This window comes from Rhodanobacter sp. B05 (assembly GCF_002001085.1).
Classification (GTDB): Bacteria; Pseudomonadota; Gammaproteobacteria; order Xanthomonadales; family Rhodanobacteraceae; genus Rhodanobacter.
The window spans coordinates 101,069-122,898 of record NZ_MUNU01000013.1 but is presented as its reverse complement, the minus strand read 5'-3'; the positions used below and the strand labels follow the sequence as shown (position 1 = coordinate 122,898).

Below are 21,830 nucleotides of genomic sequence, written 5' to 3'. Positions count from 1 at the left end.
CATCTGACTCATCTCAGCCGCGGCGCGCGGCGCACTTTCTGAAGGGTTTCTCATGTCCGTCCCGACCTCGCCTGTTTCGCTGCGCATCGATTTCGTTTCCGACGTTTCCTGCCCATGGTGTGCAGTGGGACTGGCCTCGCTGCAACAGGCGCTGGCCACGCTGGAGGGCGAGATCGCCGCAGAGATCCATTTCCAGCCGTTCGAGCTGAACCCGCAGATGCCGGTTGAAGGCGAGGACTCCACCGAGCATCTGGTGCGCAAGTACGGCAGCAGTGCCGAGCAGATCGACGCCAACCGTGCGGCGATCCGCGCGCGTGGCGCAGCGCTGGGTTTCACGTTCAACATGGATCGGCGCAGCCGCGTCTACAACACCTTCGATGCCCATCGCCTGCTGCGCTGGGCCGCACTGGAGGGCAACGAACTCCCGCTCAAACAGGCCCTGCTGCGCGCCTATTTCACCGACGGCGAGGATGTAAGCGCGCACGACACGCTGGTGCGCCTTGCCACGAGTGTCGGTCTGGACGGCGCGAGGGCCCGGGAAATCCTTGCCAGCGGAACTTACGCCGACGAGGTCCGCGCGCAGGAGCAGTACTACCTGTCACGCGGCATCCAGTCGGTGCCCGCCACCATCATCAATGACCGGCACCTGATTGCCGGCGGTCAACCGCCGGAAGCATTCGAGCAGGCCCTGCGGCAGATCGCCGCCACGGCGCCGACGTCGTCACACGCCGGCGGAGCCTGAGGCCAGCCAGCGGGTGATCGGTGCCGGCCGGCCGATCCAGTAACCCTGGCCCATGTCGCAGCCCATCGCCTGCAGGGCGGCGTACTGGATTTCCGTCTCGATGCCTTCGGCGACCACGTCGATATCCAGCGCACGCGCCAACGCGAGCACGGCCGCCACCACGGTGGTGCTGCTGGTGTTCGCGCCCTTGTCCAGCTCGTGCACGAACGCGCGGTCGATCTTGAGGATGCGCAGCGGCAGCGAATGCAGGTAGCTGAGCGACGAATAGCCGGTGCCGAAATCATCCAGGGCGGCCCCGATGCCGGCGCTGCGCAGCCGCTCCAGCGTCGCCCGCACGCGCTCGGGATTGTCGAGCAGGGCGCCTTCGGTGACTTCCACCACCAGCCGCGACGGCGGCAGGCCGGTGCGCTCCAGCAGCCGGATCAGGCGCTCGTCGAAATCGGCATGACGCAGGTGTAGCGCCGACACGTTGATCGTCATGAACGTATCGGCGCGATCATGCGTCCGCAGGCGTTCGCAGCTCAGCTCGAACATGCACCAGTCGATCGTCTCGATCAGCCCGCAGTCTTCGGCGATCTTGAGGAAGTCGCCTGGCGCCAGCACCCCGCGCTGCGGATGGTTCCAGCGGATCAAGGCCTCGTAGCCGACCACCACGGCATCCCCGAGCCGGCAGATCGGCTGGAAATAAGGTTCGAATTGCCCGAGCTTCACGGCTGCCCGCAACTCGCCTTCCAGGGTCAGCACATCCACCACGTTCTTCGCCAGGGTCTCGTCGAACAGCTGGTAGCGCTTGCGGCCGAGCTCCTTGGCACGGTACAGCGCGATGTCGGCGTCGCGGAGCACTTCGTCGGCCGTCAGATAATGGCCGTCGCCGATCGCGATGCCGACGCTGGCGGTGACCTGCAGCTCCTTGCCACCCACCGGCATCGGTGCCGCCAACGCATCCATCACCCGCTGCGCCACCGCGTTGGCATCGGCGGCCTGGTCCACCGATTCGAGCAGGATCGCGAACTCGTCGCCGGACAGCCGCGCCACCAGGTCGGGATGTCGCACGCAGCCGGACAGCCGCGTGGCGACCTCCTTGAGCACTTCGTCGCCGGCCAGGTGACCGAGGCTGTCGTTGATGATCTTGAAGCGATCCACGTCCAGGTAGAGCAAGGCACAGCACTGCCTCGGCTCGGGTCGCACCGAGGTCAATACACGGTCGATGCGATCGCGCAGGTAACTTCGGTTCGGCAGGCCGGTCAGCGGATCGTGCATCACCTGGTGCTTGAGCTGGTCCTGCACGCGCTCGCGTTCGATGATCTCCTTGCGCAGGGCCAGCGTGCGCTCTTCCACGCGATGCTCCAGCTGTTCGTAGGCACGTTGCAGCGCCTCCGCGGCCCGGCGCCGGGTCAGGCTGCTGGCGATCTGGGTGGCCACGAAACTCAGCAGCTCCTGGTCGGAGGGGCCATACGACACCGCCTCGCTGTAGCTCTGCACCGTCACCAGGCCGATCACCTCGTCGCCGACGATCAACGGCACGCCGAGCCAGCACTTCGCCGGCGACCCCATGCGCCCCGGCGCAATCTCGCCCGCGCGCTCCAGCTCCTCGATCGCGGCGTTGTCGGCACGCAACGGCGCGCCGAGGCGCAGCACGTATTCGCTCAGACCGCGCCCCAGCGGGCGGCTGTCCGGGGGGCGCTTGACCGCGTCCACCACGTACGGGAACAGCAGTTGCCGGCCGTCATCCGAAAGCAGGGCGATGTAGAAGTTCTCCGCATTCAACAGTTCCGCCACCACCGCATGCACGCGCCGGTAGAATTCGCCGCGGTCGATGCGCGCCGTGGCCAGTTCGGCGAGCCGGAACAACGCCGTTTGCAGGTGCTCGGCGCGCTGCCGTTCCATGACCTCCAGTTGCAGGCCGCGATTGGCTTCCGCCAGCTGGGCGGTGCGCAGTTGCACGCGTTGCTCGAGGTCCTCCTTGCCCTGTTTGCGCTCCAGCGCGATCAGGATGTGGCTGCCGACGAACTCCAGCAGGGCGAGGTCGCTGTCGGTATAGCCGATCTCCGTCTTGTAGCTCTGCACCACCAGCGCACCGCCGGGCCGACCATCGCGCAACATCGGTACGCCGAGCCAGTCGTGGCTGTCCTGGCCGATCAGGGTCACCGGGCCAGGCACCTGGCTGCGCAATTCCTCGGCATCGCCCATGCGCGCCTTGCCGTCGCGCATCACATACCAGGTCAGGGTGTGTTCGATCGCGCTCAGTGGCAGGTCCCGGCCTTCGCCAGGCGGCACGGGATCCTCGACATCGACGAAATACAGGAAGCGGATCGTGTCGCGCTCGGCGTCGTACAGCACGATGAAGAAGTTTTCCGCGTACATCAGGGTGCTGACGATGGCATGGATGCCGCGCAACATCGCCGGCATGTCGTGTTCGGAGCCGGCCAGGTCCGAGATGGCGAACAACGCCCGCTGCAGATTCTCGGAACGTTCCAGCTGCCGATGCGAATGCTGCAGCTCGATCCACTCCAGCGCACGCCGCAGATGCTGGCCCGCGAGCCTGAGCGGCGTGGCCAGATCGTCGAGGAATCGGTCGTTTGCGCACGCCGGCTGCAGGCGCAATACCAGCAGTGCCGGCTCGGGAAGCCCGCACAGGCGCACCGCAACGCGATGGCGATCTGCGTGCCATTGCGGCGCCTCCGAGCCGGCAGCCAGCTCGAGCCACGGCCAGTCCATCGCGTCGATCGCGGCAGGCGGCACGCTCTGGCAGTCGGCGCGATCGCGCAGCCGCCAGAGCACGCAGGCTGCCTGGCAGCCCGGCCTCTCCCGCGCCAGTCCGACGATGGCCTCGGCAACTTCGCCGGGCGAATGCGCCGCGATCAGCGACGCCAACCAGCCCAGTTGCAACGAGCCATCGAATGGCATCGACCCCATCACGCCCCCTTGTGTCATTGCCGCGGACTACCCCCACGCGGCCAGTCTGCAACCCCGATCCAGCATACCCCTTCAACACTGTGCGACATTCACCATCACGTCAACACTCTGGGAAGAGCAACTTCGGTGCCAATACCTGCGGCTGGCTTCACAACTCCGATAAACTGGCCCGCCAGCGCGTGGCATGCCGTGCGCTCGATCACGTCCGCCCCATGCAGTACGTTTTCCCCGCGCGCCACCGCGCCACAGGCTCACCATCCCGCATGCTCGCCGACACCACCAAAGACGCCATCCGCGCCGCCTATGCGCGACTGAGGGAAGGCCTGCCGGGCTTCCGTGCGCGCGCCTCGCAGGGCCGCATGATCGCCGAGGTGGCCAAGGCGTTCGGCCAGCACGGCGGCGTGGCGGTGATCGAGGCACCGACCGGCACCGGCAAGTCGATGGCCTACCTGATCGCCGGTGTCGAGGTGGCGCGCTTCCAGAAGAAGAAACTGCTGATTGCCACCGCGACGGTGGCGCTGCAGGAGCAGCTGGTGCAGCGCGACATTCCGCTCTATCTGCAACTCAACGGGATCGAGGCCAAGGTGGCGCTGGCCAAGGGCCGCGGCCGCTACCTGTGCCCGCGCAACCTGCTGATGGCGGCCAACAGCATTCATGACGCGCAGCTGGGCCTGGCCGGTTTCGAGGCGGACCTGATGCTGTGGAGCAAGCCGCCCCAGGCGCGCGACAAGCAGGCGCTGGCGAAACTGCGTGTGGCGTTCGACCACAACGAGTGGAACGGCGACATGGACAGCGCGCCGGAGCCGGTCAGCGACCTGCTGCGGCCGATGATCACCACCAGCGCCGGCGGCTGCACCGGGCGCAAGTGCGGCCAGTTCATGATCTGCCCGTTCTTCGCCGCGCGCCGCGCGGTGGACGACGCCGAGATCATCGTGGCGAACCAGGACCTGGTATTGGCCGATCTCACCATGCCCGGCGAGGACGAAGGTTGGGGCGGGGTGATCCTGCCGCGCCCGGACGAGACGCTGTACATCTTCGACGAAGGCCACCACGTATCGGGCAAGGCGATCGACCGCGGCGCCAGCGAGGTCTACATGAACGTCACGGTGCGCCAGCTGAGCCGGCTCGGCCGGCAGGTGCATGCGGCGTATTCGCTCACCGACAAGCAGACGCTGGGCAAGCTGTCGCTGGATGCCGGCGACGCCAAGTTGCAGGAACTCAGCAACACGCTGGAGGAGCTGGAGAAGGAAATCCGCCTCGGCTGGCTGCCCGACCCGGCCGAGACCGAGCCGATGTATCGCGGCTCGCTGGGTCAGTTGCCCGAGCCGTGGGTGGAACACGCGCGCGTGCTGAACATACTCACCGGCGAAGTGCAGCGCTGGCTGACCGCGGTGCGCCGCGCGGTGGTCGAAATGACCGACGGCGGGCCGACCCAGGAAGCGCTGTCGCGCGAGCTGGGCATCGCGCTGGAACGCATCGGCAAGCAGGCCAGTTGCTGGCGCGCGTGGTCCAGCGACGACGCCGACGACGCGCCGCCGCTGGCGCGCTGGGTCACTCTCGGCGCCGACCAGCAGCTGGTGTGCCATGCGTCGGCCGTGTCCGCTGCCGGCCTGCTGCGCAGCGTGCTGTGGGGCAACGCCAGCGGCGTACTAATGACCTCGGCCACGCTGAGCGCGGGCGGCAACTTCCGCGGCTTCGCCGACGCCGTGGGCCTGCCCGACGACGCGGTGACGCTGAGCCTGCCCTCGCCGTTCGATCTCACCGCGCAGGCCCGGTTGGAAGTGCCGGCGATGCGCACGATGCCAGATGCACGCGAAGCCCACGCCGAGGAAGTCGGCGAATGGCTGGCCGCGAATCTCGACTGGGATGCCGGCAACCTGGTGCTGTTCACCTCGCGGGTGAAACTCGATCGCGTGTTGCAGAAGTTGCCGATCGCGCAGGTGCGCAGGGTGCGCGCGCAGGGTTCGCTGGGCAAGTCGCAACTGGTCGCCGAACACTGCGCCGACATCGACGCCGGCAAAGGCAGTACGTTGTTCGGCCTGGCTTCGTTCGGCGAAGGCCTCGACCTGCCCGGCAAGTTCTGCGAGACCGTGGTGATCACCCAGCTGCCGTTCGCGGTGCCGACCGATCCAGTCGGTGCCACCTACGCCGAATGGCTGGAATCGCGCGGACGCAACCCGTTCATCGAAGTCAGCATCCCCGAAGCCACGCGCCTGCTTACCCAGTACTGCGGCCGCCTGATCCGCAACGAGACCGACCACGGCCGCATCGTGCTGCTGGACCGCCGCGTGGTCACCAAGCGTTACGGCAGCGGCATGCTGAAGGCGCTGCCGCCGTTCCAGCGCGTCATCGAGAGAAGCCCATGATCATCCGCCTCGCCGACTGCCCCTCGCAACCATGGAAGAACGGCCTGGGACGCACGCGCGAAATAGCCGTCCATCCGGCCGCTGCCGGCAGTGACGACCTCGTATGGCGGGTCAGCATCGCCGAGGTCGACAGCGCCGCACCGTTCTCCGTGTTCACCGGGATCGACCGGCAGATCGCACTGCTCGACGGCGACGGATTCACGATGACGCTGGACGGCCGCCAGGTACACGCGCTGACCACGCCGTTCGCGCCGTTCGCCTTTCCCGGCGAGGCCAGCGTCGAGGTGACGCTCGCTGGCGACCCCACCCGCGATTTCAACCTGATGGTTCGGCGTGCACAGGCCCGCGGCGACGTGCAGACATGGCACGGGTCGGCCACACGCACACCCGACCCGGCGACCGTGCTGATCTTCTGCGCCCGCGGCATGATCGACACGGTCGACGGCCACTTGCACGCCGGAGATGCCTGGCGACCGACGACGCGCATGCCAGACCCGGTCACCCTGCATGACGATGCGCTGGCGCTGGTTGTGCGCATCGAACCATGCACCATCTGACCGGACGCCGCGCTCGCCTATACTCGGGGACCATCCATCCGTCGGGGCGAACCTCATGTCAGTACTGATTCTCGGGCTGCTGATCTTTCTCGGAGTGCATTCGCTGCGAGTGTTTGCCGACGACTGGCGCAGCCGGCAATTGGCCCGGCTGGGCGAGATGCGCTGGAAGGGTTTGTACACGCTGGTTTCGCTGGTCGGCTTCATGCTGCTGTGCTGGGGCTTCAACCTCGCGCGCCAGCAGCCGGCGCTGTTGTACGTGCCGCCACTGGCATTGCGTCACCTCAATGCCTTGTTCACCTTGCTGGCGTTCGTGCTGGTGGCCGCAGCCTACGTCCCGCGCAACCACCTCAAGGCGAAATTCGGACATCCGATGCTGCTGGGCGTGAAGACCTGGGCGTTCGGTCACCTGCTTGCCACAGGCATGCTGCGCGACGTGGTGTTGTTCGGCGCATTCCTGCTGTGGGCAGTGGTGCTGTTCATCGTGTCGCGCCGGCGCGATCGACGCACCGGCACGGTGTATCCAGCCGGCACGCTCGCCGGCGACGCGATCGTCGCCGTGGCTGGCGTGGCTGCCTGGACCGCGTTCGCGTTCTGGCTGCATCTATGGCTGATCGGGGTGAGCCCGCTGGCCTGAGGGGTGTCGGGAGTCATCTGCGCAAAGGCGCTGGCGTCCACTAGAATCGCGTCATACCCCTACCGCGAGGATCGACGCATGGCTGCTTTCCTGCTCTGGTTGTTGCTGCTGGTGTTCTGCTGGCCGCTCGCCCTGCTGGCCCTGGCGCTCTACCCGATCGTCTGGCTGGTGCTGCTGCCGTTCCGGCTGGTCGGCATCACGGTTGGGGCGGTGTTTGCCTTTCTCGGCGCGCTGCTGATGCTGCCGGCGCGCGTATTGCGCGGCCATCCGGTCTGAGCGAAAACCCGGGATGTCCAAGCCGCACTCGCCTTCGTGCGAGCGCAACCGCGAACCGATCCTCGAGGTACTGCGCGAATACTTCGCCGACCGCCGGCGCGTGCTGGAGGTCGGCAGCGGCACCGGCCAGCACGCGGTGCACTTTGCCGCGGCCCTGCCGCAGCTGATCTGGCAGAGCTCGGATCGTGCGGAAAATCTTCCCGGCATCCGTGCGTGGCTGGATGAGGCAGTGCTGCCAAACACGCCGGCCCCGCTGGAGTTCGACGTCGGCGGCCACTGGCCGCGGGGGCCGTTCGATGCGGTGTTCAGCGCCAATACCCTGCACATCATGGCGTGGCCCGAAGTGCAGCTCTTCTTTGCGCATCTGCCGACGATTACCCGCGATGACGCGATCCTGGTCATCTACGGGCCATTCAACCACGACGGCAAATACAGCAGCGAAAGCAACGCCGCGTTCGACCAATGGCTGCAGGCACGCGGCGCGCACATGGCAATCCGCGACGCCGAGGCGGTCGATGCCCTGGCCGATGCCGCGGGATTTGCCCTGATCAACGACGTCGCGATGCCAGCGAACAATCGCTGTCGCGTGTGGCGGCGCGCGAAGCCCTGAGATCGAACCTGCACGATCCGCTCGAACCGGGTAAAAAGGGCGGCATGAAGTCGATCGATACGCTTACCCCCTGTCCCTGTGGCAACCCCGCCGGTTACACCGACTGCTGCGGCCTTCTGCACGAGGGAGCCATGGCCGCGAGCGCCGAGCAACTGATGCGCTCGCGCTACAGCGCCTATGTGCTCAGGCGCGAGGATTATCTGCTCGCCAGCTGGCATCCCGAGACGCGGCCGGACACGTTGCGACTGGCCGCGCAACAGCCCGCACCGACCTGGCTGGGGCTGGAAGTGCGGCGCCAGCAACGCGTTGACGAAGACCATGCGATCGTCGAGTTCGTCGCCCGTTATCGCCTCGGCGGCGGTCGCGCGCAGCGCCAGCACGAAACCAGCCGCTTCGTGCGCAAGAACGGGCGCTGGTATTACCTGGATGGCGAGCTGAAGAGCTGAGGCTCAGAAACCCTGCACGCCGGCCTCATGCAGGCGGGCGACCTGCTCGCGCAACTCGGGACAACCGAAGAACGCGACCAGCTGGTCAGCGCGAGCGGCACCGATCCCACTTATCGATTGCCATTCGCCGGCGCGACGCGCGCTCGCAGATGACCAATCGGTCAGGCCCGCCGCCACGCCGGGCGACACGCCCAGTGCCTGCAGCCAGCGAGCGAAAGGCTGCATGCGCGTCGCCGCGAAGGAACGCGCCAGCACCGCCGCGCGACTGGAGCCGAGACCGGGTACGGATGCCAGTTGTTGCGGCGTCAGCTCCGTCCAGTCCAGCAAGCCATGCAGCAGGCCCGCTTCGACCAGGGTTTGCCAGGTGTCGGCACCGACGCCCTCAAGGCGCAAACCCTGCTTGCCGCCCAGCCACACCAGGCGCGCCAGGAATTGCTGTTCGCAGCCGGGGCTCAGCCGCCAGCATGTCAGTGCGCTATGGGACTTCGGATCCGGTACGCTCAGCGCGGCTCGCTGCTGCGCGCGCCAAGCCACCGACTTGAGCCGCGGAATGGTCAGCCCGGCCAGTACCACTTCGACCTGATCGCCCGGACGAATATCGAGCTGGCGCCAGCGGCGCAGCGAGCCGACGCTGACCCGCTGGACGCGGTGATCATCCAGTTGCACCGGCTCGAGCTGCAGCACCGGGGTGATCCGGCCGCTGCGACCGATCGTGAAGTCGACCGCGCGCACCTCGGCCAGCGCCGAGGCCGCCGGATATTTCCACGCCACCGCCCAGTCCGGCGGTGCCGCCTTCCAGCTGGAAGCGGCCGGTCGATGTCCCTGTCGCACCACCGTGCCGTCGGCAGCAAACGGCAGCGCATGACGATACCACTGCTCACGCCAGCGCGTGACCTCGGCCAGCGTGCGAACCGGCTTCGTGTAGCTGGCGCTTTCGGACAATCCCATCGCCGCAAGCCCCGCCAGCCGCGCCGGCATGTCGGCCGGACCGCTGGGCCAGTCCCACACGAACAGGCCGATGCGGGCCGCGGTGGCATCGTCCAGATGCTCGCGCGCCAGCGCGCCGGCGACCGCCGAGCGCGCGTTGACGCCGCCGGCATCAGCCTGCACGTGGCCGGGCAGACGCCAGTACAGCTCGCCCTGCAGCACCACGCGCCCCGGCGCATGCAGCAACTGCTTCGGAATCGCCGCGATGCGCTGCGCCAGCGCGGTCCAGTCCGAGCCGTGCAGCCCGTCGCCGCGGCTGCTGGCCTGGCGCAAGCGACCGTCCACATACAGCAGGGTGACGGCGACGCCGTCGGCCTTGGGCTGCACCCACAGATCGCGACCGCCACGTTGGTCCATCCACTGCGCCAATGCCGCAGCGTCCGGTAGCTTGGCCAGCCCGGTCTGCGCCACCGGCGAGGTGATCCGGCCGCCGGCATCGGCCAGGTGTTTGAGCGCAGCCGGCGCCTGCGCGGGGAAGCAGCGCTGCCACTGGTCCAGGCGCTGCTGCGCCTGGTCGTAGACGGCATCGTCGACCGGCGAACGGCCTTCCACCCGGTAGGCGTGGTTCCAGCCATCGAGTCGATCGTGCAGCGCGGCCAGTTCCTGGCCGGCCTGCGCCGGCGACCAGTCGGGGCAGGCCGCCGCATGCGCAGCGTCGAGGGTCAGCGCGATGACAGCGACCAGCAGCAGCCAGGCTTCCTTGCGCATGCCGTTGCTCCTTGGACGGATGGGAACCCCAGCCTAGTCAACAACATGGGGCCGCGGCATCCGGCAACACCGGCCTTCGGCGTAGGCGCCGGGCCCGGCGCTACGACAGCGGCGTATCCGCGAAACGCAGCATGGTCTCGCCAAGGAAACGCCCATGCGGCCCGAAGCGCCGCTCCACGATCACGCCCCCGTTGGCGTGGCCGATCGCCACCACCGTGCTGGCGCGCGTGCCGTAGTCGGCGCCGCGGATGAAGGCGCTGGACAGCCGGCGCTCGCGCTCCCGTCCGATCCCGGTGTCCGGCAGGTCCGCATCCTGTGCCACCTGCTCGTCTGCCAGCGCATCGAACAACGGTGCGAAGTCGGCCGCATCGCCCGCGTCGATCCAGGCTCGCAGCCGGTCCATCAGCGCACGCGTCTTCGGCCATGGCGTGTTGAAATCCGCATTGGACAGGCCGTGCACACCGGGCTGCACCGCCTGCATGCGCGGTTCGGGCCGGTTGCCCAGATAGAACGCATCGTGCGCGTCGAACGTGAGCAGGTTGAATGGGCGATAGTCGGACGCCGTGGCCAGCAACTGTCGTGCATGCGTGGCGGCGCCCGGTTCGCCGCCGAGATAATCGGTGGCGAGCAGGCCGCGCGAGGCACCGCGCTGCGGATCGTGCGGATCACGTACATTGGTCACCACGCAGCAGCGGCCATTGTCGGTAACACCCAACCAGGTGCCACCGGCTTCCAGATCGCGACCACCGATGATAGCCGCATCGCCCCAGCGCGCCAGCGCCGCGCTGGGGCGCGCGTGAAACTCGTCGCGATTGCCGGCCAGCAGCAATCGCCAGCGCGGATGCGCATTCCAGACAAACGCGATCAGGCACATGAACTTTCCCTCATCCTAAAAACCAATAGCACTGCGATCGCCGCCAGCATCGCAGCTTAATCAAGCTTGCAGCGGATGGAACGGGCCCGGGCATCCGCCGCGTTCCGGCGGCCTGCACGGTGCACTCGCTCCCCGTGTCGGGCTCGGTGATAATCATTCGATGCACAACCGCCTCCGTTCCACCCGCCATCTTGCCGTCGCCCTGCTCGCTGTCGTCTGGCTTGGCATGCCGAACCCCGCGCCGTTGCATGCCGGTCAGGATGGGAAAAGCCGCACCGAACAGGCCGAAGCGAAGCAGAAGCTGGCCGATCTGCGGCACAAGATGGAAGCGCTGGCCACCGAACAGGCCGACACCGCGGCGAAGCGCGACAGCGTCAACGCGGAGTTGGCGAAACAGGCCAACGCGGTGGCTGCCGCGGCGAATGCGGTGCGCCAGACCGACGCCGAACTCGCCGCCAAGCAGCAACAGCTGGAGCAGTTGCAACAGCAGCGCAATACGCTGCAGCAGACGCTGGACAGCCAGCGCGCCGCGATCGCCGACCTGCTGCGCGCCACCTATGCGCTGGGTCATGGTTCGGATCTGCGCCTGCTGCTGGGCGACCAGGACGTGGCGCGCATCGCCCGCGCGCTGGTCTATTCGCAATATTTCCAGCGTGACCGCGTGCAGCGCGTGCAGAAGCTGATGGGCGACCTGGCGCAGCTGCAGCAACTGGAAGCCTCGATCACCGCCGAGCAGCAGGCGTTGCAGGCGACCCGGGCCCAGCGCGAGGAACAGGCGAAGAAGCTGGGGCAGCAGCGTGCCGCGCAGCAAAAACTGGCCGCCGCCACGGACGCCCGCTACAAGGATCAGGCACAGCGGCTCGCCGCGATGAAACAGAACGCGGAATCGCTCAACCACCTGCTCGCCCAGTTGCAGAAGGTGATCGACCAAGCCGCCGCCCAGCGTGCGGCCGCGGCGAATTCGCGGCCGGGCCACCAGCCGGCACTCGGCATCGGCGGTGCCGGCGCCAACATTCGCGGCAACCTGCCGTGGCCGGCCAACGGCGTGGTCAACAGTTTCGGCAACGGCGTGCTGATCAAGGCCGCCGCGGGCAGCGAAGTGCATGCGGTGGCGCGTGGGCGGGTGATCTACGCCGGCTTCCTGCGCGGCTACGGCATGCTGCTCATCGTCAACCACGGCAACGGCTGGATGAGCATGTACGGCAACAACGAGAGCCTGCTGCACGGCGTCGGCGACGAGGTCGAGGCCGGCGAGGCGATCGGCACCGCCAGCGCGGTCACCGGCGTCAACACCGGCATGTATTTCGAGCTGCGCAAGGACGGCAAGCCGGTGGATCCGCGCAGCTGGCTGGGCAAGCATCGTTGAAACCCGCGCCGCGGTATCGCGGCTCGACCCGCGTTCGGTGAATTACTCCCGCGTTCGGTTGTCCCACGTCCTGCCATACTCTGGACCGCGTCCGTGGCGCCACGTTTTCCTGTTGAGCGGAGTCATCTGCATGCACCTGTCCGACCGTCGACCGTCCCTTGGTCTGGCCATCCTGCTGGCATTGGCGGTTTCCGCCGCGCAGGCGCAGAGCGCTCCGGCCCCCAGCACCAGCGTGCCCGCACCGCCGGCGGATGTCCCGTCCGTCAGCAGCCCCGCGCCGGCCAGCGCGAGCTCCGGCCCCGACCAGGTGGATCTCCAGGACATCCGCAATTTCAGCCGCGTCTACGAACTCGTGCGCCAGGCCTATGTGGAGAAGGTCGACAACAAGACCCTGATGAAGGACGCGATCACCGGCATGCTGGCGGGGCTCGACCCACACAGCGAATACCTGGACAAGGAAGGCCTGCAACAGCTCAATGAAGACACCTCCGGCCAGTACAGCGGCCTGGGCATCGAGGTGCTGCAGGTCGACGGTGGCCTCAAGATCGTCTCGCCGATCGACGACACCCCGGCGGCGCGGGCCGGCATCAAGCCGGGCGACAGCATCGTCAAGATCAACGGCAGGCTGGTGGACGCGCAAAACATCAACGAGATGTTCCAGCAACTGCGCGGCAAGCCTGGCAGCAAGATCACCCTGACGATCGCGCACGAGGGCAGCGACAAGCTGATCGACCTGCACCTGGTGCGCGAGAAGATCTCGGTCAGCAGCGTCAAGGTGCGCGAGCTGGAGCCCGGTTACGCCTACATCCGGATCAGCCAGTTCCAGGACGATACCGCCGCCGACCTGGAGAAGAAACTGGGTCAGCTGATTACCAAGGATGGGCCGCAGAAGGGTGCGGTGCTGGACCTGCGCAACAATCCCGGCGGCCTGCTTACCGCCGCGGTCGGGGTCAGCGACGACTTTCTCGATTCCGGCGTCATCGTCACCACGCGCGGCCGGCTGGCCGACGCCAACATGAGTTTCAGCGCGCACCCCGGCGACCAGCTCGACGGCGCAGCGATGATCGTGCTGACCAACAATGGCACCGCCTCGGCCGCCGAGATCGTCTCCGGCGCGCTGAAGGACAACCACCGCGCCTTGACCATGGGCCAGCGCACTTTCGGCAAGGGCGTGGTGCAGACCGTGCTGCCGCTGGATGCGGACCACGCCGTGAAGATCACCACCGCCCGCTACTACACCCCGAACGGCACCTCGATCCAGGCCGAGGGCATCAAGCCGGACATCGCGCTGGCCGACCTGACCGTGAACAAGGCCGACAGCGCGCCGGTGCTGATCAGTTCCGAGGCCGACCTGCCCAACCACCTGGCCAACGAAAACGCCAAGGCGGCAACCGACATCGACAACGACGGCAGCGCCGCCGACGCCAAACTGGCCACCAGCGACTACGCGCTGGCGCAGGCGTTGAACGTGCTCAAGGGCATGGCGTTGCGACAGTCCGCGGCATCGAGGCACTGACCGGGAATGCGCCTAGGTCATCGTGATCCACCGCGCGTCCACATCGCGGCGGTCAGACTGAGCCGATGAATCAGCTTGCCACCGACCTTGTCAGCCTGCCGCACGTGCTGATCCTCGGCGGCGGCTTTGGCGGCCTCACCGTCGCGCGCCGGCTGGCCGGCGCGAACGCGCGGGTCACCCTGGTCGACCAGCACAACCATCACCTGTTCCAGCCCCTGCTCTACCAGGTCGCCACCGCCAGCCTGGCCGCGCCGTCGATTGCCGCACCGCTGCGCCACATCCTGCGTCGACAGGGCAACCTCACCGTGCTGCTGGAGACGGTGACCGGGCTGGAGCCGGCCGCGCGGCAGGTCCGGTGCGGCTCGACCACGCTGGATTACGACTACCTGGTGATCGCCACCGGCGCCACCCACGCCTACTTCGGCCACGACGAATGGGCGCGCTTCGCGCCAGCGCTGAAGACCCTGGACGACGCCCGTCTGATGCGCCGCCGGATCCTGCTCGCTTTCGAGCAGGCCGAGCGCGAACCCGATCCCGCGCGCCGCCAGGCCTGGCTCAATTTCATCGTGGTCGGCGGCGGCTCCACCGGGGTGGAGCTGGCCGGCACCCTGATCGAACTGGCCAGGCACACCCTGGCCGGCGAGTTCCGTCGCTGCGATCCGCGACAGGCCGTTGTGCGTCTGGTCGAAGCCGGACCGCGACTGCTGGCCAGTTACGACACCTCGCTGTCGGACAAGGCGCGCCGGCAACTGGAGCAGCTTGGGGTGGAGGTACACACCGGTGTCGCGGTCAGCGCGATCGACGCCGACGGCGTGAAGCTGGGCGAACGCCGCTTGCCCGCCCGTACGGTGCTTTGGGCCGCAGGCGTGGCGGCCTCGCCGGTGGGACGCATGCTCGGCTTACCGCTGGACAGGGCCGGGCGCGTACGCGTGCGCGACGACCTGAGCGTGCCCGGCCATGCGGAGGTCTTCGTGATCGGCGACCTGGCCCATCTCGACCAACCCGATGGCGCGCCGGTGCCCGGCGTGGCCCCGGCGGCCAAGCAGATGGGCAAACATGTGGGCGACGTGTTGCGGGCGCGGTTGCGCGGCAGTGGCGAATCGCCGCCGTTTCGCTACCGCGACGATGGCTCGCTGGCCACGATCGGGCGCATGGCGGCGGTGGCGCAATTCGGCAAACTGAAGCTCTCCGGCCTGCCGGCCTGGATCGCCTGGCTGCTGGTGCACATCTGGTTTCTGATCGGCTTCCGCAACCGTCTGTCCGTGATGCTGGACTGGGCCTGGGCCTACTGGACGCACCAGCGGCAGGCCCGCATCGTCGGCGGGACAGACGCCGAAAACCACGACTGACTGGCAGATGCCGACAAGCCGCAACGCAAACGGCCCGGTTTCCCGGGCCGTCGATGCCACTGGCGAAGCTGCGCCCGAAGGCGCACGAGACCCACCTTACATCGCAAACAGCCCGCGCATCTTCTTCATCGCATTCGCCTCGACCTGGCGGATGCGCTCGGCGGACACGCCGTACTCGTCGGCGAGGTCCTGCAGCGTGGCCTTGTTGTCGTCGTCCAGCCAGCGGCGCTGGATGATGTCGCGCGAGCGCTTGTCCAGATGGCTCAGTGCGTCACTCAACGTCTGCATCTGGTTGTCGGCATAGTCCTCGTCGGCGACGTTCTCATACGGATCGGCGCCGTCGTCGATCAGGAACGCGGCCGGTGCCGGCTTGGCATCATCATCCGCGTCCACCGGCGCCTCGAAGCCGATGTCGCGGCCGGACAGGCGCGATTCCATCTCGCGCACGGTCGCTTCCGGCACGCCCAGATCCTTCGCCACCGTGCTCACCTCGGCCGCGTTCATCCAGCCCAGGCGCTTCTTGCTCTTGCGCAGGTTGAAGAACAGCTTGCGCTGCGCCTTGGTGGTGGCGACCTTCACGATGCGCCAGTTCTTCAGGATGAACTCGTGCATCTCGGCGCGGATCCAGTGCACCGCGAAGCTGACCAGGCGCACGCCCATGTCGGGATCGAAACGCTTGACCGCCTTCATCAGACCGATGTTGCCTTCCTGGATCAGGTCGGCCAGCTGCAGGCCGTAACCGGAATAGCCGCGCGCCACGTGCACCACGAAGCGCAGGTGCGACATCACCAGCTTCTTCGCCGCGTCGAGGTTTTCCGCTTCGAGATAATCGCGCGACAGCGCCTGTTCGTCTTCCACGCTCAGCACCGGAATGCGATGCACCGCGGAAATGTAGGCGTCCAGACTTCCGACCACGCTGGGCAGTGGGAAGTTGGCAGTCACCAAGGCTTGGGACATGGTTGAAACCTCCTGCTTGACGTCAAAGTTTAGCACTCGGTGGGTTGGAGTGCTAAAGCCTCGATTGGTTCGATCCGGAAGGAACCCGGGCCTTAATGAACCGTATAGTACAGATATAAGTCGCGCTTGTCGAGGCCCCGACCACGACCTGGTTGGGGTTATCTGGCGGCGTTCAAGCTTCGGGCCCGGCGGAGCCGACCTGGCTCCGGGATTGCGCCGGCAGCGACCAGTCGATCGCCGGCTGAGCCCGGCTCTCCAGATAGCGATTGGCCGCGGAGAAATGCCCGCAGCCGAGGAAGCCGCGATGGGCCGACAGCGGCGACGGGTGCACGGAATTCAGCACGCAATGCCGGCTGGTGTCGATCAGTTGGCCCTTGCGCTGGGCGTACGAGCCCCATAGCAGGAACACCAGGCCTTCGCGCTCCCGGTTGAGCGCATCGATCGCCGCATCGGTGAAACCCTCCCAGCCCCGGTTTGCATGCGCGCCGGCGCGCCCCTCCTCCACCGTCAGCACGCTGTTGAGCAGGAGCACGCCGCGATCGGCCCAAGCGGTGAGGCAACCATGATCGGGCCGGGCGATGCCGAGGTCGCGCTGGATCTCCTTGAAGATATTGTCCAGCGAAGGGGGCACCCGCACGCCAGGACGCACCGAGAAGCACAGGCCGTGCGCCTGGCCGGCACCGTGATAGGGATCCTGGCCCAGGATCACCACCCGCACCGCGTCGAACGGGGTGTGCTGGAACGCGGCGAAGATCTCCGGCCCGGGCGGGTAGATGTGTTTGCCGACCTGCTTCTGCGCACGCAGGAAGCCCGCCAGCGCCTGCATCTCTGGTCGTTGCAGGTAGTCGCCGATGCGCGCCTTCCAGGACGGCTCCAGCTTGACCGGATGCTCGCTCATGCGCCCTTGCTGGCGGCTTCGCGCTCGGCCTGTGCGTGCCCGCGCAGATGCTCCGCCACGCGCAACTGGAACAGCAGCTTGGTGACCAGCAGTTTTTCCTCGACCGGCTTCTCGACCAGATCGTTGGCGCCGGCGCGGATCAGCGCGGCCTGGTTGGCCGGGTTCTCGTCACCGGTCATCACCAGCACCGGCAAACGGCCCTTGTCGTAGCGGAATTCGTTGCGGATGTGTTCGAGCAGGTCGCCACCGGTCAACTCGCCCTTCAGGCTGACGTCGGTCAATACCGCGTCGGCGCCGATCCAGCCCAGTGCGCGGTCGGTCTCGAGCAGGGCGATCGCGTCCTCCACGCTCACCACGTGACGCACGGTCAGCCCGATCTTTTCCAGCATGCGCCGCGTGGCCAGCGCCACCACCCGGCTGTCCTCGACGTAGAGCACGGTGCCCTTGGCACTGGCCTGCGGGCTGACATAGCCGCGGATGAATTCGGCCAGCGCCTGGAAGCCCAGCGCCTTGTCGAAATAGTCGGTGACATGTTCGCCCAGCGAACGCCGGTGCAGCCGATCCTCGACATCGCCGGAGACCACCACGATCGGTATGTAGGCCTGCGCGGCCGACTCGCGCACGAATTTCGCCAGCTCCAGGCCGTCCATGTCGGGCAGGCGCAGCGCAATCGTGATGAAGTCGAACGCACCCTCGCCCAGCACCCGTTGCGCTTCCTCGCCGCCGCCGCAGCCGACCACCTCGACGCCGGGCAGTTCGTCTTTCAGCACGCGACTGATCAGCTGGCGCACCACGCGCGAACCGTCGACCACCAGTACCCGCGGCGCCTCGGTCAGCAGACGGCTGCTGATGTTTGTACTCATGCCTCACTCATCCCGCTGACCGGCGGCGTTCCATGCCAGGTGGACCTGCTCGCGTGCGCCCCGCGCACGTTCCCGCTGGATGATGCACGACGGCAGCCGTGACCGCTGCGATTCACGTCACCGCAGCGGCAAACCATCATGCCGCCTTGCGCAATTGCCATGCGCTGACCAGCCGCGCGCCGAGCCAGCCCAGCAACGCCGCTACCAGTGGCACCGCCAGCAGCAGCCATGGCGGCAGACCGCCCACGTGCAGCTGGCCATCGTAGGCATGGCTCAATCTGGCGACCGGTTCCGCCAGCGCAAACTCGATCGACACCGCCAGCAGCGCGGCTAGGATGCCGCTGAACAGGCCGTACCAGATCCCGGCATACAGATAGGGCCGACGCACGAATGCCTTGCCCGCGCCGACCAGCAGCAGCACGCCGATCTCCTCGCTGCGACTGGCGATATCCACCCGCACGGTGTTGCCGACCACCAGCAAGGCCGCCAGCGCGAGCAGCGAAGCGAGGATCAGCACGATGCGATTGCCCACGCCCAGCAACGCCTCCAGGCGCTGTCGCCATTGGCCGCTGTCCTGCACCAGGTCGACGCTGCGCATCGTGCGCACATCCGTCACCAGCTGCGCCAGCGCGGCGGCGCTGGCATCCGATCGTGGCTGCAGCTGCAGCACGTACGGCAACGGGTTGTCGCCCAGCGTCTGTACGGCGCCGGAGAAGCCCTGCATTTTTGCCAGTTCGTCCATCCCCTGCTGCGGCGACTTGATCGTGACCGCCGCCAGCTCCGGGCGCCCGCCCAGTTCCTTCGCCAGCAGTTGCGCCTGCTGCGCCGCTTGATCGGGCTTGAGAAACACGCTGATCGCCTGGTTCTGGCCCAGCGCATCGCCGAGCTTCTGCACATTGCCCAGCAGCAGGTAGAACGCCAGCGGCAAGGCCAGTGCCAGGCCCATCACGGCGATCGTCAACAGGCTGCCCAGCGGCCGCGCGGCCAGCCGGCGCAGGCTCGCCGCCGCGCTCCAGCCGTGGTGTTCCTGCCAGCTGGCCAGCCGGCGACCACGGCTGTGCTCGTTGCGTACCGGCGTTTCGGCGTGCTGCGTTTCCGGCGACATGGTCACAACACCTCCTGCGCCGCCAGGTCGGCCACCAGCCGGCCGTGGTCGAGCACGATCACACGCTTCTTCATGCGCTTGATCAGCGGCAGGTCGTGGCTGGCCACCAGCACGGTGGTGCCGATCTGCTGGAACTCGCCGAACAGGCCCATGATCTCCAGCGCCAGTTGCGGATCGAGGTTGCCGGTGGGCTCGTCGGCGATCAGCAGGGCCGGGCGCGCCACGATCGCGCGGGCGATGCCCACCCGCTGCTGCTCGCCGGCGGACAAGGTCGCCGGCAACTGCCGCTCATAGGCCAGCAGGCCGACCTTCTCCAGCGCCGCACGCACCCGCCGCCCGCGTTCGGCGCGCGCGATGCTGCCGATCACCAGCGGCAACTCGACGTTGGCGAATACCGTGCGATCCATCAGCAGCCGGTGGTCCTGGAACACCATGCCGATCTGCCGGCGCCATTTCGGCACGCCGCTGTGGCGGATCTTCGACAGCTTCCTGCCGTCCATGCTGATCACGCCATGCGACGGCCGCTCGATCAGGCCAAGCAGCTTGAGCAGGGTGCTCTTGCCGGCGCCGGAATGGCCGGTGACGAAGGCCATCTCGCCGGTGGGCACCTCGAACGAAAGCTGCGACAGCGCCTCGTGGCCGCCCTCGTAGCGCTTGCTGACTTGATCGAACTGGATCACCGCGTATCCCCGCACCTGGATGCCGTCATGCCAACCGCAAGGATAAGGGATGCCGGCGGCGAGATGCGGACTTCCGGCACCGATCGATCCATGCCGATTCAGCGCGTACCCGGCGGGGACCCAGGAGACCCGGCACGAATCAGGCACCGGAAGTAGTGCCTGACCGGGCATCCCGGCAACGACTATTTCCCGGTGAACAGCCGGGTCAGCCGACGGAACAGGCCGGGCTTGTTCGGGTGCGCGTGCTCGCCGGTCTTGCCGGAAGTCACTGCCACCTGCCGCGACGGGCGGCTGTGGGTGTTGCCGGTGGACTCGGCGGCATTGCGCTCGCGCGGCGGACGACGCTCGCCGCGAGGCGCGCGGTTCCCTTCGGTAACGGCCGGGGAGTGCCCGGTCGTCTCGACACCGTCGGTCGGCGCACCGTCGCGCCGGCGATTGCGGCCACCGCGGCGGCGGCGCGGCTTGCGCGTACCTTCCGCAGCGGCTGCCGCAGGGCCGTCAGCCGGTGCTGCCTCGGTCGGCTGCACGGCCACGACCACCGGCTGCGCAGATGCCGTTTCGGCCGCCTCCGGCTTGCGCTCACGCGGCGGCCGCGGCATGCCACGGGGACTGCCGCCGCGCTCACCGCGCCCGCCGGCCGCCGCGCCACGGCGCGGTTTCTCGCCCGGCCGGGGTGGTACCACGTCGCCGAACGCGGCGCTGTCGGCCGCGGCGTTCGCGGCAAATTCGGCGTCGATCGCGCGCGGCTTGGGCATCACCAGCAAGGCCGGATCCATCGGCGCCACCGGGATGCTCTGGCCGATATAGGCCTCGATGTCCGGCAGCGACATCGCATACAGGTCGCAGGCAAAACTGATCGCGTCGCCTTCGGCGCCCAGCCGCGCGGTGCGGCCGATGCGATGCACGTAATCCTCGGCCTCATGCGGCAAGTCGTAGTTGAAGACGTGGCTGACCGCCGGAATGTGCAGGCCGCGCGCAGCCACGTCGGTGGCCACCAGGATATCCAACTGGCCGTCCTGGAAGCGTTGCAGCAGTTTCTGCCGCTTCAACTGCGGCACGTCGCCGGAGATCGCGCCGACCCGGCAGCCGTGGCGCTTCACGCGCTCGGTGATGCGCTCGGCGGCGGCTTTGGTGTTGACGAAGATGATGCTGCGCGAGGGCTGGTGCTGATCGATCAGATTCAGCAGCAGCGGCATCTTCTCTTCCTTGGCGGGGAAGTAGACCAGCTGGCGCACGTGGTCGGCGGTGACATTGTCGCTCTCCACCACCAGCTTCTCGGCCTCGTGCATGTGCTCGTAGGCCAGCTCCAGCACGCGATGGCTCAGCGTGGCGGAGAACAGCAGCACCTGGCGCTGCTCGCGCGGCGGCAGCTTGCGGAAGATGAAGCGCACGTCCTTGATGAAGCCGAGGTCGAACATGCGGTCCGCCTCGTCGATCACCATCACCTCGACGCTGTTGAGGTTGAACACGCCCTGCTTGTGGTAATCGAGCATGCGGCCGGGCGTGGCGATGATGATGTCGCAGCCATCCTTCAATTGCTGGCGCTGCTTGTCATAGTCGACGCCGCCGTAGATCAGCGCGGTCTTCAGGCCGGTGTGGCGGCCGATGTTGCGAGCGTCCTTGTCGATCTGGATCGCCAGCTCGCGGGTCGGTGCGATGATCAGGGCGCGTGGATCACTGTCCTTGCGCCCGGCCACGGCCGGCGTGGTCAGCAGGCGGTTCATCAGCGCGACCAGGAAGGCGCAGGTCTTGCCGGTGCCGGTCTGCGCCTGGCCGGCGACATCGCGGCCGGCCAGCGCCAGCGGCAGGGTCATTTCCTGGATCGGCGTGCAGCGGGTGAAGCCGCTGTCGTCCAGGCCCTGCTGCAGCAGTGGTTGAAGATCGAAGTTGGTGAAGAAGGTGTCGGTGAGTACGGTTTGTGACATATGCGGAATGGGTAACCTTGCCTGACGGCGGCGTGATGCGCTGTGCCGCTCCAGC

Annotated in this window: 19 protein-coding genes; 10 read left to right on the top strand and 9 right to left on the bottom strand. The window is 67.6% G+C overall.

The window, feature by feature from the left end; all coding sequences use genetic code 11:
- Positions 1 to 52: 52 nt before the first annotated feature.
- Positions 53 to 742, top strand: a complete 690-nt coding sequence (locus tag B0E47_RS06885) for a DsbA family oxidoreductase (protein ID WP_077513279.1) — start codon at positions 53 to 55, stop codon at positions 740 to 742.
- Here B0E47_RS06885 and B0E47_RS06880 read toward each other — a convergent pair.
- Positions 722 to 3,649 (bottom strand): EAL domain-containing protein, encoded by a 2,928-nt coding sequence (locus tag B0E47_RS06880; protein ID WP_254422845.1) that lies wholly within the window; start codon positions 3,647 to 3,649, stop codon positions 722 to 724. The two genes, B0E47_RS06885 and B0E47_RS06880, sit on opposite strands and share 21 nt — an antisense overlap.
- A 272-nt stretch (positions 3,650 to 3,921) precedes the next feature.
- On the opposite strand from B0E47_RS06880, the gene dinG reads away from it, so the two are divergent.
- From dinG to B0E47_RS06850, 6 genes are all read left to right on the top strand, one after another.
- A complete protein-coding gene (gene dinG / locus B0E47_RS06875) occupies positions 3,922 to 6,024 on the top strand; it encodes an ATP-dependent DNA helicase DinG (RefSeq protein ID WP_077513277.1) in 2,103 nt (700 codons plus the stop codon).
- Positions 6,021 to 6,581, top strand: coding sequence for a HutD family protein (locus tag B0E47_RS06870; protein WP_077513276.1), 561 nt, complete (start codon positions 6,021 to 6,023; stop codon positions 6,579 to 6,581). The genes dinG and B0E47_RS06870 overlap by 4 nt, the downstream gene beginning before the upstream one ends.
- 55 nt (positions 6,582 to 6,636) lie before the next feature.
- Entirely contained in the window at positions 6,637 to 7,215 is a 579-nt protein-coding gene (locus B0E47_RS06865) for an NnrU family protein (RefSeq protein ID WP_077513275.1), read from the top strand.
- Between the two features lie 78 nt (positions 7,216 to 7,293).
- A complete protein-coding gene (locus B0E47_RS06860; RefSeq protein WP_077513274.1) occupies positions 7,294 to 7,491 on the top strand; it encodes a hypothetical protein in 198 nt (65 codons plus the stop codon).
- 13 nt (positions 7,492 to 7,504) lie between these two features.
- The gene (locus tag B0E47_RS06855) at positions 7,505 to 8,101 is read left to right on the top strand and encodes a DUF938 domain-containing protein (protein ID WP_077513273.1); all 597 of its coding nucleotides are present in this window, start codon (positions 7,505 to 7,507) and stop codon (positions 8,099 to 8,101) included.
- A 44-nt stretch (positions 8,102 to 8,145) separates the two neighbouring features.
- Positions 8,146 to 8,547 (top strand): YchJ family metal-binding protein, encoded by a 402-nt coding sequence (locus B0E47_RS06850; protein WP_077513386.1) that lies wholly within the window; start codon positions 8,146 to 8,148, stop codon positions 8,545 to 8,547.
- 3 nt (positions 8,548 to 8,550) lie between these two features.
- Here the strand turns inward: B0E47_RS06850 and ligB are convergent, their stop codons facing one another.
- Positions 8,551 to 10,242, bottom strand: a complete 1,692-nt coding sequence (ligB, locus tag B0E47_RS06845) for an NAD-dependent DNA ligase LigB (protein ID WP_077513272.1) — start codon at positions 10,240 to 10,242, stop codon at positions 8,551 to 8,553.
- Positions 10,243 to 10,342: 100 nt separating this feature from the next.
- Positions 10,343 to 11,116, bottom strand: coding sequence for an NRDE family protein (locus B0E47_RS06840; protein ID WP_077513271.1), 774 nt, complete (start codon positions 11,114 to 11,116; stop codon positions 10,343 to 10,345).
- 226 nt (positions 11,117 to 11,342) lie between these two features.
- Here B0E47_RS06840 and B0E47_RS06835 point away from each other — a divergent pair, with 226 nt between their 5' ends.
- The 3 genes from B0E47_RS06835 to B0E47_RS06825 all read left to right on the top strand — a co-directional run bounded on the left by B0E47_RS06835 (position 11,343) and on the right by B0E47_RS06825 (position 15,347).
- The gene (locus B0E47_RS06835) at positions 11,343 to 12,482 is read left to right on the top strand and encodes a peptidoglycan DD-metalloendopeptidase family protein (protein ID WP_254422854.1); all 1,140 of its coding nucleotides are present in this window, start codon (positions 11,343 to 11,345) and stop codon (positions 12,480 to 12,482) included.
- A 130-nt stretch (positions 12,483 to 12,612) separates the two neighbouring features.
- Entirely contained in the window at positions 12,613 to 13,998 is a 1,386-nt protein-coding gene (locus B0E47_RS06830; protein WP_077513269.1) for a S41 family peptidase, read from the top strand.
- A gap of 65 nt (positions 13,999 to 14,063) precedes the next feature.
- Complete coding sequence (locus tag B0E47_RS06825) at positions 14,064 to 15,347, top strand: NAD(P)/FAD-dependent oxidoreductase (RefSeq protein ID WP_077513268.1); 1,284 nt, start codon at positions 14,064 to 14,066, stop codon at positions 15,345 to 15,347.
- A gap of 96 nt (positions 15,348 to 15,443) precedes the next feature.
- Here B0E47_RS06825 and rpoH read toward each other — a convergent pair whose 3' ends face one another.
- The 6 genes from rpoH to B0E47_RS06795 form a co-directional block, all read right to left on the bottom strand.
- On the bottom strand, positions 15,444 to 16,304 hold the full coding sequence (rpoH, locus tag B0E47_RS06820) for an RNA polymerase sigma factor RpoH (protein ID WP_077513267.1): 861 nt from the start codon (positions 16,302 to 16,304) through the stop codon (positions 15,444 to 15,446).
- 172 nt (positions 16,305 to 16,476) lie between these two features.
- Positions 16,477 to 17,202, bottom strand: coding sequence for a uracil-DNA glycosylase (gene ung, locus B0E47_RS06815; protein WP_077513266.1), 726 nt, complete (start codon positions 17,200 to 17,202; stop codon positions 16,477 to 16,479).
- Complete coding sequence (locus B0E47_RS06810) at positions 17,199 to 18,065, bottom strand: response regulator (protein ID WP_077513265.1); 867 nt, start codon at positions 18,063 to 18,065, stop codon at positions 17,199 to 17,201. Before B0E47_RS06810 ends, ung begins: the two co-directional genes overlap by 4 nt.
- 136 nt (positions 18,066 to 18,201) lie before the next feature.
- Positions 18,202 to 19,170 carry a permease-like cell division protein FtsX gene (ftsX, locus tag B0E47_RS06805; RefSeq protein WP_077513264.1) on the bottom strand — a complete coding sequence of 323 codons (969 nt, stop codon included), beginning with the start codon at positions 19,168 to 19,170 and terminating at the stop codon, positions 18,202 to 18,204.
- Positions 19,171 to 19,172: 2 nt separating this feature from the next.
- Entirely contained in the window at positions 19,173 to 19,850 is a 678-nt protein-coding gene (gene ftsE, locus B0E47_RS06800; RefSeq protein ID WP_077513263.1) for a cell division ATP-binding protein FtsE, read from the bottom strand.
- A 182-nt stretch (positions 19,851 to 20,032) separates the two neighbouring features.
- Entirely contained in the window at positions 20,033 to 21,775 is a 1,743-nt protein-coding gene (locus B0E47_RS06795; protein ID WP_077513262.1) for a DEAD/DEAH box helicase, read from the bottom strand.
- Between the last annotated feature and the right edge of the window lie 55 nt (positions 21,776 to 21,830).